8 protein-coding genes are annotated in these 14,180 nt (G+C 56.9%); 2 read left to right on the top strand and 6 right to left on the bottom strand.

The features are described 5' to 3' along the window. The first annotated feature begins 177 nt into the window (after positions 1-177). Positions 178-810, top strand: coding sequence for a TetR family transcriptional regulator C-terminal domain-containing protein (locus tag DSD30_RS17905; RefSeq protein ID WP_114011096.1), 633 nt, complete (start codon positions 178-180; stop codon positions 808-810). A gap of 85 nt (positions 811-895) precedes the next feature. On the opposite strand, the gene DSD30_RS17900 is transcribed toward DSD30_RS17905, so the two are convergent. The 6 genes from DSD30_RS17900 to DSD30_RS17875 form a co-directional block, all read right to left on the bottom strand. Continuing rightward, positions 896-2,041, bottom strand: coding sequence for a transglutaminase family protein (locus DSD30_RS17900; protein WP_114011095.1), 1,146 nt, complete (start codon positions 2,039-2,041; stop codon positions 896-898). Positions 2,042-2,065: 24 nt separating this feature from the next. After that, positions 2,066-4,690, bottom strand: a complete 2,625-nt coding sequence (locus DSD30_RS17895; protein WP_198663028.1) for a circularly permuted type 2 ATP-grasp protein — start codon at positions 4,688-4,690, stop codon at positions 2,066-2,068. A 360-nt stretch (positions 4,691-5,050) separates the two neighbouring features. Further along, a complete protein-coding gene (locus DSD30_RS17890) occupies positions 5,051-8,428 on the bottom strand; it encodes a transglutaminase family protein (protein ID WP_114011093.1) in 3,378 nt (1,125 codons plus the stop codon). A 70-nt stretch (positions 8,429-8,498) separates the two neighbouring features. Then, positions 8,499-9,503 (bottom strand): alpha-E domain-containing protein, encoded by a 1,005-nt coding sequence (locus tag DSD30_RS17885; protein ID WP_157967760.1) that lies wholly within the window; start codon positions 9,501-9,503, stop codon positions 8,499-8,501. Then, on the bottom strand, positions 9,500-10,933 hold the full coding sequence (locus tag DSD30_RS17880; RefSeq protein ID WP_114011146.1) for a circularly permuted type 2 ATP-grasp protein: 1,434 nt from the start codon (positions 10,931-10,933) through the stop codon (positions 9,500-9,502). The genes DSD30_RS17885 and DSD30_RS17880 overlap by 4 nt, the downstream gene beginning before the upstream one ends. Positions 10,934-11,520: 587 nt before the next feature. Next, complete coding sequence (locus DSD30_RS17875) at positions 11,521-12,135, bottom strand: uridine kinase family protein (RefSeq protein WP_114011091.1); 615 nt, start codon at positions 12,133-12,135, stop codon at positions 11,521-11,523. Between the two features lie 343 nt (positions 12,136-12,478). On the opposite strand from DSD30_RS17875, the gene DSD30_RS17870 reads away from it, so the two are divergent. Further along, positions 12,479-14,164 (top strand): ABC transporter substrate-binding protein, encoded by a 1,686-nt coding sequence (locus DSD30_RS17870; RefSeq protein WP_157967759.1) that lies wholly within the window; start codon positions 12,479-12,481, stop codon positions 14,162-14,164. Positions 14,165-14,180 lie beyond the last annotated feature (16 nt).

Here is a 14,180-nt window from a genome sequence, read left to right as displayed (position 1 = left end):
TCAGAAAAATGCTTTTTGCCTATTATTTGTTCAATTATTCACAAATTGGGCTGCGAAAAGTAAAAAATTGCGCCACTTTTTGTTAAAGAAATTTGGTCACGCCTGATTACTAAAAAGCCCGGAGTCGATCGCTCTGGAATATGGTGCAATGCGAAAGAAAGACATACGGGTTCTTGAATGGCAGACACGCAATACACGACGCAAAAACAAAACCGGGAAAACAATATTGAAAAGATCTTGGTCGCTGCCGAGATGATCTTCGCTGAATTTGGCTATAATGGGGCGTCAATCAGCCGGATTGCGGACATGGCGGGCTTGCCGAAATCCAATGTGGTCTATTATTTCTCGTCCAAGGAACTGCTCTATCGCACGGTAGTGGAAGATATCTTCAATGTCTGGCGGGCCGCAGCCGACGAGATCGACGTGGATTCGGATCCTGTTGCCGCCCTTGGGGCCTATATTGACACCAAGCTGGAGTTGGCGCGCACGCGGCCCTATGGCTCGAAGGTCTGGGCCAACGAGATTATTCAGGGCGCGCCGATTGTTCAGGACTATCTAGAGAGCGAGTTGCAAAGCTGGACCGACCAGCGGGTGGATGTGATCAATCAATGGATCGCGATGGGCAAGATCCGTCCGATTGACGGCAAGCATCTGCTTTTTGCCATCTGGGCGACGACCCAGCATTATGCGGATTTCAAGCACCAGATTTCGACGCTGAATGATGGCCGTGAGTTGAGTAACGAGCAGTGGGAAGAAACGAAGCAGGCGGTCAAGTCGATCCTGTTGTTCGGGATTTGCAAAGGCGACTGATCACTCCCTTGTGCGGCGACATCTCAAACAGCTTTATGAGGGCAGGCAAACCAATTGGGTCTGCGTTGCCCTTCGTGCATTTTGATCAGTAGGTCCGATCTGCGGAGATCGGTGGAATCGGTGGGGTCGAGGCTGTCTGGGATGCTTGATCGCCCGATGCGGGCTGGGATTGCTGGGCCTGCGACTGGGATTGCTCTTGGGTACGGGCCAGCCCCGGCGCCTGGGATTGTTCCTGGGTGGCTTGCTCAGGGGGCGGTGACTGTGGGGCTGAAGGGGCCAGCGCAGGCGCAGCCGGGGCCGATGCGGCCGGTTTGGCCTGTTGGTCTGCATTGGTGATCGACTGGCCGATTTCCTTGCCGCTATTGTCGATCGGCATCACGTCGACGGAAACATCGATGAAATGCTGACCACCTCCCAGAATGACGCCTGACAAGGGGCTGACATCGACAAAATCCCGACCAATCGTCAGAGTGATATGCTCGTCGGCGATCATCTTGTTGTTGGTCGGGTCAAAATCGACCCAACCCGCTTCCGGGCACCAGACGGATATCCAGGCATGCGAAGCGTCTGCACCGACAAGGCGCGGCTGACCTTCCGGTGGATAGGTGCGCAAATAGCCTGAAACATAACGGGCAGGCAGACCCAGAGCGCGCAGGCAAGCCAATTGCAGATGAGCAAAATCCTGACAGACGCCGCCCTTGATTTCAAACATCTGCTCCACTGGTGTGGTGGCATCGGTGATCGTGCTGTCATAGTCAAAGTCATGATAAATGCGGCTGGTCAGGTCCAGAACAGCTTGCAGCATGGGGCGCCCCGGCGGGAAGGAAATCTCGCCATAGGCTGCGATCTCGGCGGTGGGGGTGGTAAAGCCCGTGTAGCAGGTAAATTCGGCCTCGGCTGTGTATTTGGGATCGAACATCAAATCACGCACGGTCTCCCACCCGGCGACCGACAGGGCTAGGGTCGCGGTATGGTCGCGCTCGACATTGATGATGCTTTGGGCTTCGACCGAGAACAGATTGTGGTTCTCTTCGATCACCAGATGCTGGGCCGGATTGCCGAAATAGTCGTGATAGTCCCGCCGCAAGGCTGGTTTTGGATTAATCAGCAGTTCATGCCGCTCAATGGTCTGCCCCATGGTTTGGCGTGGCCCCAGATGCACCAGATGGTTGGACTGGGCCACCGCATTGACATAGCGATAATCCGTTTTGTGGGTAATCCGGTAGCGCATGCTCGGTTCGTGCTCCTCGCGGGGTCAGATACGGTGTGGCTTTTCTTCGGTATGGGTGAAGTAGCGCTTGGTCAGGATATCGGTCAGTTGCGGCAGTTTCGTGGTCTGGTTGCTGAGCAGTTTTTCCAGATCGCTTTGCTCGGCGATGATGTCTTCCAGCGGTTTGGCCTCTTCCATATTGGGGATATGTGCCAGAACATGGCCTTCGGCCAATTGAAGCTCGGACCTGAGTTCGAGGATCAGGCGATTCTCTTCACTGCGCAGGCCTTGCTCCGGTTCCATCGGCAGGGAATCGATGTGGTCGGACAGGGCGGCGATCTGGAAGGCGATCGAGCGTGGGTTGGTTTCGTCCAGCAGCAAAAGGTCGATCACCGCCGGCAGTGCCGGCATGATACGATAGCGCGAGCGATAGGTGATGAAGCTGTCTGCGACCTCGAGAATGAACATCATGCGCCGTGCGGCGTCGGTGGTCATGCCGGGGGCAAAGACCAGACGGCTGAACAGGGTGGCTAGATTTTCCGCCCGTTCGATGCGGCGGCCAATGTCCAGAAAACGCCAGCCGAAATTGCGGGTCATGTTTTCCATCGCCACACCGGAAAAGGCAGCAAGGCTGACCAGTCCTCTGTCGAGCATGTCGACAACCTGACCAGCATGAATGAAGCCCGGCTCCTTGTGCCAGCGGCGGTCGGTGAAGAAGTCGTTCAGGATATGCCAGGCATCCGATGACATGCGGTCGCGGGTCAATCCCGCCAGCCGGTGCATATGATAAAGGCTTTCCTGAAAACCATGGGCCCGGTCCTTGCCATACAGAATGGTGCGCACCAGTCTCTCAAGGTCATTCATGCCACCAAAGCCCGCATCGAAAATCTGGGCCTTGGGTGCGCGCAGGATAAGGCTGTTCAGAGCAGCGCGTACGGTGCGCTGATCTTCTTCCGGGCCGCTATCCTCTTCCAGCCGCGCCAAAGCCTGACGGCAGAGGCGGAACTGCCATTCCGTCCGCTCCACATTGCGGCCGAGCCAGAAGAGATTGTCAGCGATCCGGCTGGGCAGGGAACGCCCGGCGCGGGAATAGGCGGTGGAGGCTTCAAGACTGGCCCAGATGCTGTCGACCGGAGCGACCTTGGTTTCGGATTGAATCCAGACATCACGTGTCAGGCCGCGTGGTGAATGCAGGCCGATGGCTTGCGTGTCGCCAACGGACATGGACAGGCCGCCGGGCATGACTTCAAAGCTCTGGGTCTTGCGCGACGCAAAGAAACGCACGGCAAAGGGTTTGGGCTCAAGGCGGCTGCCGGTCCAGCTGGGGGTGGTGGCAAAGGCCATCTTCTGCTCTGCGACCATGGTGCGGCCATGCAGCTGGATCTTGTCAATCAAGGCCTTGCGGGCCTGATCGTCCAGGGAGGCTCCATCGATCGCAGGGCGGGCTTCGCCCGGTCTGCCGGACCCTTCATGGGCGTCGGATATAAGCATCTGATCGAGATGGGCCAGCACATGGGCCTGTGACGCTGGATCACCCAGCCACCAGCGCGGGGCTTCCTTGAGCATAAGCTCCTCGCCCAGCAAATACTGGCAGATGCGCGGCAGGTAGGGGCCAAGGCCCCGATTTTCCACGATGGCCGTGCCCAACTGGTTGATCACCTTGGCGCCCTTGTTGCGCACGGTCCGGACCAGCGAGGTGGCACCGTCAAAGCCGTCGGGGCGAAGCTCGAGCGGATCGGCCCGGGCTCCTTCGATCGAGCGGATGATCATGTCGATGGGCTTGAGGCCTGCAAGGGTTTTGAGGCAAACCTGATTGTTTTGACAGACCAGATCGCCGCCTTCGACCAGAAGATAGCCCAGATACCGCGCCAGATAGGCATGGGAGAAATAGTCAGGATGCTCCGGTCCGGGCGTCAGGATGGCGATTTGCGGGTCTTCCATACCGGACCGGTTGACCAGTGTCGACTGCATCCGCTGGAAGTGGGGGGCAAGCCGCATGGCATTGGTTTCACGGAACAGATTGCCTGCACAATGGGTTACAGCGATGCGGTTGGCCACGGCAAAGCCGATGCCAGCCGGGGTCTCTGCGTGATTATCCAGAACGCGCCAGTTGCCATCCGGCGCTTTGGCGAGGTCGGTGGCAAAAAACTGGATGCCGTCCATCGCGCCGCGGTTGCCCTGCATTGGCCGTAGATAAGTGGGGTCGCTGAAGATCAGGCTGGCGGGTATGAAGCCGCCTTCGATCAGCTTGCGCGGGCCATAGAGATCGGAATTGATCGCATTCATCAGTCGCGCCCGCTGGGAAATGGCCGTTTGCAACCATTGCCATTCTTCGGGTGCGATGATCAGCGGGGTCAGATCAATCGACCAGGGCTGCTCGTCCGCATTGGGGTCGGCAAACAGGTCGTAGGCGATGCCGGTCTCGCGGACCTTGCTGTTGAGTTGCTCCGAATTGTCCGATTGTTCCTGTGTCGTCCAGTGCGAGAAAGCATGGAACCACGCAGCCCAATGCGGCATGACGGTGCCGCTGGCGTCCATCATTTCATCATGGACACCCGGAAGAGGCTGATAGAAGGAAGACAGGTCTTGTCCCACCGCTTCCCCTTGTTGGTTCGCTTCGCCGCCCGATGATTTTACATTCGTCGGGCTTCCGGCTTGGTTCAACTGCATACAGTCTCCGCGCATTGGCGCATTGTTCCCTGATCCTCACCACGAGAAGGATCAGGCCGCTCGATACCAGCATAATGTGCATTTTTGCAAACAGGAATGCTGCAAAGTTGCTTCACCATGCCTTTGTGTCTGATTTTGGTCGGCGCTTCATGTTCCGTCCGCAAACTTCAGGGATTTCCCTGAAGTTCCGGGAGGGATGCTTGTAACACTGCTTTGCTTGGAAACAAAGAATATACATTGCGGAGGATGTTTATATCCTCGAAACGCATCGGTATTTTTAACAATGGCGTGATGAAGCGTGAACGAAGACAAGAGGCCCGAATTGGGTCTCTTGTCTTCGTGGTTGGTCGTGGTGTGGGGTCAGCGCACCGAGGCCAGGCGCAGATCGAGCGTGTATGGGAAGTCCGGATTGTCTTCCAGAATTACCGGATCGACATAGCCCGCCGAATGGCCGATGGTCTCAAAACGCGACAGGCGGCGGCTTTCTGCTTCATAGGCATTGACCGGGAAGATCTCATAGCCGCGTCCCCCCGGATGGGCAACATGATAGCGGCAGCCACCAAGGGAGCGCATGTTCCACTTGTCAAACAGGTCGAAGGTCAGCGGGGTGTGGACGCCGATCATCGGGTGCAGGCAGGATGGCGGCTGCCATGCCCGATAGCGCACACCGGCGACCGCTTCGTCCTGTCGGCCTGTTGGATGCAAGGGCACCGCGACCTGATTGACCGTCAGGATATGGCGGTCGGGATTAAGGCCCTTGGCCTTGACCTGCACACGTTCAAGCGAACTGTCGACATAGCGGGCGGTGCCGCCAACGGCGCCTTCTTCACCCAGTACGTTCCAGGGTTCGAGCGCCTGACGCAACTCAATCTGTACGCCGTCATAATTGACTTCGCCATAGCGTGGGAAGCGGAACTCGAAATGCGGGGCGAACCAGTCCTCGTCCAACTTGATGTCATGGTTGGCTAAATCGCGCAACACGTCGCGGAAGTCGTCGCGGACATAATGGGGCAGCATGAATTTGTCATGCAGCTGGGTGCCGAAGCGCACCAGCCGCTGGCGGTAAGGCTGTTCCCACAGGCGCACGATGATGGCACGCAGCAGCAATTGCTGGGCAAGGGACATTTGGGCATGTGGCGGCATTTCGAAGGATCGGAATTCCACCAGACCGAGTCGACCGGTCGGCCCGTCCGGCGAGAAGAGCTTGTCGATGCAGATTTCGGCGCGGTGGGTGTTGCCGGTCACGTCAATCAACAGGTTGCGGAACAGGCGATCAACCTGCCAGTTGGGGATGTAGCCTTCTCCGGGGAGCGGCAATTGCTTGAGGGCAATTTCCAGCTCATAGAGATTTTCGTGGCGGCCCTCATCCACCCGTGGAGCCTGCGAGGTTGGGCCGATAAAGGTGCCCGAGAAGAGGTAACTGAGGCTTGGGTGGTTTTGCCAATAGGTGATCAGGCTGCCCAGCAGGTCCGGACGGCGCAGGAACGGGCTGTCGGACGGGGTCAAGCCGCCCATGACGATATGGTTGCCGCCACCGGTGCCGGTGTGACGACCATCGAGCATGAATTTCTCGGTGCCAAGGCGGGCCAGACGCGCCTCTTCATAGACGATCTGGGTGATCTTGCTGGCTTCCTTCCAGTTTGTGGCTGGCTGGATGTTGACCTCGATGACGCCCGGATCCGGGGTGACCTTGATCACATTGAGGCGCGGATCAAACGGGGGTTCATAGCCCTCGATATGGACCGGCTGCTTGACCTCCTTGGCTGCGTCCTCGATGGCGGCGACCATGGCTGCGTAATCTTCGGCATTGTTGAGCGGTGGCATGAAGATGCAGAGATGGCCATTGCGTGGCTCAATGGTCAGGGCAGTGCGGACCGAGCCTGAAATTTCATTCATTGGAATGAAGGTCTTATGCAGGGACTCGTGCCACTGAATGTCCGGGGCTTCCAGCAGCTTGGCCGGATCCATTTTCTTGAGATGGTCGCGCTGCTTGAACGGTTTGCGGCGATCACGCAGCAAGGCTTCCTTGGCGGGCAAGGCAGCGTGGGCCGCATGCGGGTCCATCGGCAAGACATGGGGATATTGCACTTCGGTCAAATAGGGCAGGGAGCCAAGCGGCAAGCGGAAGCCAACCGGGCTGTCTCCGGGCAGGATATAAAGCTTCTCGCGGCGCAGTTTCCAGACCTCTGACATCCAGGATCGGCCATAGACTTCGGAATTCCAGGCCTGTACCGGCAGCACAAAGCCTGCCGGATTGGACAGGCCCTGCTCAAAGACCTTGACGATGCGGGCCCGTTCGGCCGGGTCGTCTATCTTGTTGTTTTTGTGATCGACATCAACCGGGAGTTTTTGCTCGACCAGCGCGAAATGGGCCGGATCCTCATAGGCTGGGATGACGCATTTGGGGTCGATGCGTAGCTTTTCGCTGAGCTTATAGATAAAGCGCTGGGCCACCTTGTGATCGGCTGTGGCTTTCGGCTTTTCGGAATCGATCAGGGCTGGATCTTCCCAGAGCGGCTCCTCGTCGGCACGCCAATAAAGCGCGAAGGCCCAGCGGGGCAATTGCTCGCCGGGATACCATTTGCCCTGACCAAAATGCAGTAGCCCACCGGGTGCAAAACGGTCGCGCAGGCGGCGAATGAGGTTTTCTGCATAGGCGCGTTTGGTCGGACCTACGGCGGCGGTGTTCCATTCATCGGCTTCATAATCATCAATCGAAATGAAGGTTGGCTCGCCACCCATGGTCAGGCGCACATCGCCTTCCTCAAGGCGTTCATCGACCGTCTCACCCAAGGCATTGATCGCCTTCCACTGTTCGTCGGTATAGGGCTTGGTGACGCGGGGCCGCTCGTAAATGCGCTGCACGTCCATTTCGAACTCGAATTCGACTTCCGCCTTGTCATGGGCACCCGTGATGGGTGCGGCTGAAATGGGGCTCGGGGTGCAGGCGAGCGGAATGTGGCTTTCTCCGGTCAAGAGGCCCGAGGTCGGATCAAGGCCGATCCAGCCGGCTCCGGGCACGTAAACTTCCGTCCATGCATGCAGATCGGTGAAGTCATGATCGGTGCCTGCAGGACCATCGAGCGGCTTGACGTCCGGTTTCAGCTGGATCAGATAGCCCGAGGTGAAGCGGGCCGCGAGCCCCAGATGGCGCATCACATGGACCATCAGCCATGCACTGTCGCGGCAGGAGCCTGAGCCTTTTGTCAGGGTTTCCTCGGGGGCCTGAACGCCCGGTTCCATGCGGATCAAATAGTCGATCTTGCTTTCGATCAGATAGTTGACCTGAACCAGCAAATCGATGGTCTTGAGGTCCTTCTGTTTGATGATCGGCTCGACTTCCTTGAGCAAAGCGGCCAGCAATTTGGTCGGCTCTTCCTTCTCCAAATAGGGCGTGAGATCCTTCTTGTCCTCCTTGCCATAGGCAAAGGGGTAATGCTCGGCTGCTTCCTCGATGAAGAAGTCAAACGGATTGATGATCGCCATTTCGGTGACCAGATCGACGGTCACCTCAAAGGACTCAACCTTTTCGGGGAAAATGACGCGGGCCAGGAAATTGCCGAAGGGATCCTGCTGCCAATTGATGAAATGCTCGGCGGGTTCCACCTTGAGCGAGTAGGACAGGATCTGGTTGCGCGTGTGGGGGGCAGGGCGCAGGCGGATGACTTGCGGCCCCATGCCGGTCTGGCGGTCGTAGCTATATTTGGTTCTGTGTGTCAGAGCAGCGTGGATAGACATGTACAGGCGCCTTTCGGGTTGCCCAAAATCGGATCGTCAAACGGAATGATGAAGCGGAGTCAGGCGCTTCTCAGGCCTGACTCTGGGTTTGGGATGAAACGTCTTCAGGAGGGACATCCACATGCCCGAAGAAAGACGTGCCGAGGCTTTGGGTTATTTCCATCAGCCGATGCTGGACCTTGTCGTTGAAGCCGTGGAACCGCAAATGAAGATGCGGATCGTTGGCCGCCGATTCCAGCTCGTAGAGCAATTTCTCGACTTCCTCGTAGCTATATTCGACATGATAAAGCTTGTAGCCCAGATAGAGGTCCTTGAGCATGTTCTGCACTTCGCCGATGCAATGGGTCAGCGAGCGCGGGAAGCTTTCGTTGAACATCAGGAAATTGGCGACCTTCTTGGGATCCAGCAGGCCGGATTCGGCGCGCTGGAAGGCATGATAGGCTTCAAAGGAATGCAGCAGAAGCTTCCAGAACTCGGCGTCGGCGACCGCATCTTCGCCGTCATCCAGCCAGTGGGTGGAGGCAATCTGGGCAACCTTCACATCAAGCAATCGGCTGGTCTGGTCCGCCCGTTCGATCCATAGGCCCAACTGGTAGAACCGCCAGCCAGCGTCGCGGTAGTAGGTGCTCTCGGTGACGCCCATGATGGCGTCGCAGCGCCGGGCAATCATCTCGCAGGTCCGGGCCAGCCGGGTTGAGTGCAGATCCCAGTTGGAGAGTTTGCTGAACTCGTTGAAGGACATGTTGATGTAGGACCACATCGACACCGATATCAGGGGGCGCAGCAGGCGGGCATTTTCGCGCGCGGCCCACAGGCATGACAGGATGGAGCCGGGATTGTCCCGGTCGGTGACGTAAAAGCTGGCCACATTGCGGGCATTGATCGTGTCGTATTTTTCCTCGAACCGGTCCTTGTCGGCATAAAGGGAGAGAATCGCCGACCAGTTTTCTTGATTGGCGTCATCCTGCCAGAAGCCGGCCTGAACATTGAGAATGCGGGCAAGGCTGGCGGAGCGTTCAACATAGCGAGCGAACCAGAAGAGGGCTTCGGCATAGCGGCTGAGCAGCATGGTCATGAACGGTTTCCTCCGGTGCGGGTTTCCTTGGGACCACACAGGACCCACGTATCCTTGGTGCCGCCGCCTTGCGAGGAATTGACGACGATCGAGCCTTCTCGCAAGGCCACGCGGGTGAGGCCACCGGGCAGAACCCATGTGCCCTTGCCGGTGACCGCAAAGGGGCGCAGATCGACATGGCGTGGCACCAGATCGCTTTCGCCAAGGGTCGGGCAGACCGAAAGGGAAATCATCGGCTGGGAGATGAAATTGGCCGGATCGGCGAGCAGGCTCTCGCGCGCCTTCTCCAGCTCTTCCCTTGATGCCTTGGGGCCGATGGTGATGCCATAGCCGCCGCTCTCGCCGACGGGCTTGACCACCAGTTCTTCCATGTGATCGAGGGTATATTGCAGAGCATCTTCTTCCCGGCAGATATGTGTCTCGACATTGTCGAGGATCGGGTCTTCGTCGAGATAATATTTGATGATGCGCGGCATATAGGCATAGACCGCCTTGTCGTCGGCAACTCCGGTGCCAATGGCATTGGCGATGGTGACATTGCCTTTGAGCATGGCGTTGATCAGTCCCTTGACGCCGAGCATGGAATCCGGCCGGAAGGCTTCGGGATCAAGGAAGGCATCATCAATGCGGCGATAGATGACATCCACCCGCTTGGGGCCGGCAATGGTCTTCATGAAGACCCGGTCGTCATCGCAGAACAGATCGCTGCCTTCGACCACCGGCACGCCCATTTCACGGGCGAGGAATATATGCTCGAAATAGGCCGAGTTGAACATGCCCGGGGACATCACGACCACTTGCGGATTGTCCTTGTCTGCTGCCCCTGACGGTACTGTCTCGGACAGTTTTTCAAACAGGGTGCGGCCATAGTCCGAGACCTTGCGCAATCTCAGGTTTGCCAGCAGATCCGGGAAGGACCGTTCCATCAGGTGGCGGTTTTCCACCACATAGGAAACGCCAGACGGTGAGCGGACATTGTCCTCAAGAACCAGAAACCTGCCATCGTCGTCGCGGATAATATCCGTGCCGGCAATGTGAGTATAAACCCCCGCTGCAGGTTCAAAGCCGACCATGATGTCGCGGAAATTGGCGTTGCCCATCACCAGATCGCGCGGCACGGTGCCATCGTTGAGGATATGCTGTTCGTGATAGATGTCATGCAGGAAGGCGTTGATTGCCGATACCCTTTGGATGACACCGCGATCGATGGTGTTCCATTCGCTGGCCGTCAGAATGCGGGGGATGATGTCGAAGGGCAACACCCGGTCAATGACATCCTTGTCGCTATAGACGGTGAAGGTGACGCCAAGATTGAACAATTCCAGATCCGCATCCTTGGCGCGGCTTTTCAGATCGTCAAAATCGGCTTGATCAAATCGGTTCCAGATGTCCTCCAGTTGGGGACTGCGTTCTGCCATGTTGCTCGACATTTCGCAGAAAAACGCCTCAGAGTCATAGTTGCTCACGCAATACACCTTCCCTCTTGAACTGCGTCGGGTCACCGGCCGCGCAATCTCTCGCCTTGCAATTTGATGTCCGGGGCCGACCAAGTCGAGGTCGTCTCCTTGCATCGTCGGGTTTTGAGCATCAAGGATTCGAATGGCGCGTCGTTGCTGCAATGGCGTCTTCATCGCTTGGCGCGTTTGCATATTGGCGATTGCGACGCTGAAAATCGCTTATGTGAGCCTCATTCGAGCTTGAAGGCCTAGTTATCTCATGACCCTGTCATCTCAATAGAGCAAATTCTGGGCCATACTATTCATTTTGTTAAAGTGTCTATTTTTCAAAATGTTAAGCTTTGCATGACCGGAGGGCCAATAGACTTTGTTGCTTTCCCGCCTAAATTTTGAGCATTGTTTTGACTTTGAAATCACCACCTGTGATTAATTATTAATCTTATCACAAGTGGGGTGGGTGATGTATAGGCAGATTTTTTAAATTGCCGATCCGGTGTCTGCTTTCTCTTTGAGCGAGACCGGATCTTTGAGTCTTCTTTTATTTGAGTGTGACCGATTTATTACTGAGCGAGGTCTTCTGATCCCAAAACCCGATGGATGATGAGTTCAATATAGCGATCCAGCCGTGAAGGGTTTTTATACATGCTGAACTCGTTGTTGATGATCACGTCAGCAACATATTTGGCCGGATAGGTGTAGCGATAATGCATCGGTTTCACCTGTTCGAGATACTGATTGATGATGTCTTCGGGGTCGCGTTTGCGCTCGATGATGTCGCGGGCCATTCGGCGGGCCAGCCGGATATCGTCCGGAGCATCGATATAAACCTTGCAGTCAGCCAGTCGCGAGAGTTTGTTGCGATAGAGGATCTGTGTGCCTTCCAGGATCAGGACATCCTTGTAGGTCATTTTCTCGGTCTCTTCAGAGCGATCATGAATTTTCATGTCATATCTGGGAATCTCAATGGTCTTGTGGGCTTTCAGATCATTGATATGAGCGAGCAGCAGGTCGTGATCCTTGGTGTCGATATGGTCAAAGTTGCCCTCGACCGCGCCCAGATAATAGTCATCCTCGCAAATGAGATTGGCTCTGTCCTTGCCAATCCGGTTCTGCAGTCTGCGGGCAAAGGAGCTCTTGCCGGATGCGGAGCCTCCTGCAATCGAAATAATCTTCATTTTTCCGTCCTCGTTACGCGCTTGCCGGGCCTTGGGTGCGGCCAGTGCACAGATCTGCGCCGCTGCGGGTTGGCTTGATGTCGGGTGGTTCAGTCTTGGGTGCAGATCTTATCGAGAGGAAGCTGCAAAAGGTTTGATAAACATCACACAAATCACAGGAATGCACACGCTTTTGGCGGGTCTCTGTCTTCAGTATGCCGGTTTGAACTTGACACTGCGTTCTGTGACTAGTTTTGGTTTGGCTGATCCTTGTCAACGCAAGGGCGATTGGGCGAGCCTATCCTTTTGGTTGTGTTTGAGCCTGGATCGGCTCTCCTTTTCGTCTGATTATCGAAGGCCCGCCATGGCACAGGTCGCTCTCAAAGTCTTTGCTTTCCTCTTGAACTTGTTGATGCTGGCCCTCGGGTCTGCTGCTCATGCCGGTGATGGCTCATCCGCTCAGCCGCCTTTGGCGGGCATGGTGTCGGCGATGGATCATCAAGGGCCCAGACAGGCCAAACGGTTGAAGATCGGCATTTGGAACAGCGCTGGCAACATCACCACCTATACCATTGGCAACAGTTGGAATGACTGGCTGTTGTGGCTGGCCTTCGACAAGCTGCGCGAACCGTCTCCTTATGGCGGCAAGGCGGGCAATTGGCTGGCGACCGATATCCGGCGGGTGAGTGATGATGCCCGGACATGGGAGATCACCCTTCGGGACGGGGTCAAATGGCATGATGGCAGCGCATTTTCCGCGGAGGATGTGGCCTTTACCTTTGACTATTACCGCAAAGGTCCGATCAATCGCTGGACCCACCACACCTCCGCCCTGCCGCGCTTTGAAGAGATCAAGGTGCTGGGGCGGCTGAGGCTCCGGGTGCGCGCAAAGATGCCGATGCCGAATTTTGACCTGATCACCGCTGCCGACTTGCCGATCCTGCAAAAGAAGCAATGGCAAGAGGTGGACAATCCACGCGCCTTCACAGGCCTCGCCATCGGCACCGGGCCATACAGGCTGGTCGAATATAAGGCAGATGAATTTTACCGCTATCAGGCCAATCCCGATTATTGGAAGGGAAAGCCGCTGGTCGATGAGCTGATCCTTGTGATGATCAAGGATCCACAGACCCTGTTCACTGCGCTCAAAAGCGGCGAGTTGGATGGGGCCGCTCGTTCGCTGCCGCCGGAACTGGTCAATCAATGGCGGGATGACCCGGATATCGAGATTGCCAAGGCTCCGAGCCTTTGGGGTGTCTGGCTCGACATCAATCTGGGGCGCGCACCCTTTGATGATCGAGACTTGCGGCAAGCCATCGCGCTGGCAATCAACCCCGATGCCATGGTGCGACGGATCCTGCTCGGGATGGGAACATCTGGCAGTCGCGGCTGGCCCCACGTGGACAGCTTCTGGACCCGTCCTGACTTGCGCGTCGGCTATGATCCGGTCAAGGCGAAACGCCTATTGAAGGCGCATGGTCTGGTGGACAGAGACGGGGATGGCTGGCGCGATCTGCCCGGAGGGCGCCCGATTGACTGGCAGATCAAGGTCGCCTCGAACCGTCCGTTGTTGCTCAGGGCTGCTCAGATGGTGATGTCCCAACTGGCGGCGGTGGGCTTGCGAGCGCATGTGCAGGCGGTGGATCCGGCTTCGCTGGCAGCTGCCTGGAAGACCGGGCGCTATGATTTTCGCGTCATGGACATCACCCCCCACGGGCTGGCGGATCAGGACATGTTGGCCTTGCTGTCAAAAGGGGACAACAAGCGTGCGCTGGCGCCGGAAACGGAAAAGGAGGCAATTCTTAATCGTTGGCTGAAGGCAGACAGTCGGGCCGACCGGCTTAAAATCTCCCACGAACTGCAAGCCTATCAGAATGCCTATCCGAGCCGGGTGATGCTCTGGTATCCCGATGGCTATTTTGCCTATCGGTGGCAGTCTTACGACAATTATGCCTCTTCGGCGGGCTATGGCATCTTCCACAAATATTCCTTCCTACCGCGGCCTCAGCGGGCGCAGGTGGTGGATGAGCTGACCAAGAGAGTGGACTAGCGGAATGGTCGGGCAG

It is taken from the genome of Cohaesibacter intestini (genome assembly GCF_003324485.1).
In the GTDB taxonomy this organism is placed as follows: Bacteria; Pseudomonadota; Alphaproteobacteria; order Rhizobiales; family Cohaesibacteraceae; genus Cohaesibacter; species Cohaesibacter intestini.
This window is presented reverse-complemented; position numbering and strand designations above follow the sequence as displayed.

What these genes read in the sequence shown, in the direction of transcription:
- DSD30_RS17905 (WP_114011096.1), top strand. Translation starts at nt 178, where the DNA reads ATGGCAGACACGCAATACACGACGCAAAAACAAAACCGGGAAAACAAT.
- DSD30_RS17900 (WP_114011095.1), bottom strand. Translation starts at nt 2,041, where the DNA reads ATGCGCTACCGGATTACCCACAAAACGGATTATCGCTATGTCAATGCG.
- DSD30_RS17895 (WP_198663028.1), bottom strand. Translation starts at nt 4,690, where the DNA reads ATGCAGTTGAACCAAGCCGGAAGCCCGACGAATGTAAAATCATCGGGC.
- DSD30_RS17890 (WP_114011093.1), bottom strand. Translation starts at nt 8,428, where the DNA reads ATGTCTATCCACGCTGCTCTGACACACAGAACCAAATATAGCTACGAC.
- DSD30_RS17885 (WP_157967760.1), bottom strand. Translation starts at nt 9,503, where the DNA reads ATGACCATGCTGCTCAGCCGCTATGCCGAAGCCCTCTTCTGGTTCGCT.
- DSD30_RS17880 (WP_114011146.1), bottom strand. Translation starts at nt 10,933, where the DNA reads ATGTCGAGCAACATGGCAGAACGCAGTCCCCAACTGGAGGACATCTGG.
- DSD30_RS17875 (WP_114011091.1), bottom strand. Translation starts at nt 12,135, where the DNA reads ATGAAGATTATTTCGATTGCAGGAGGCTCCGCATCCGGCAAGAGCTCC.
- DSD30_RS17870 (WP_157967759.1), top strand. Translation starts at nt 12,479, where the DNA reads ATGGCACAGGTCGCTCTCAAAGTCTTTGCTTTCCTCTTGAACTTGTTG.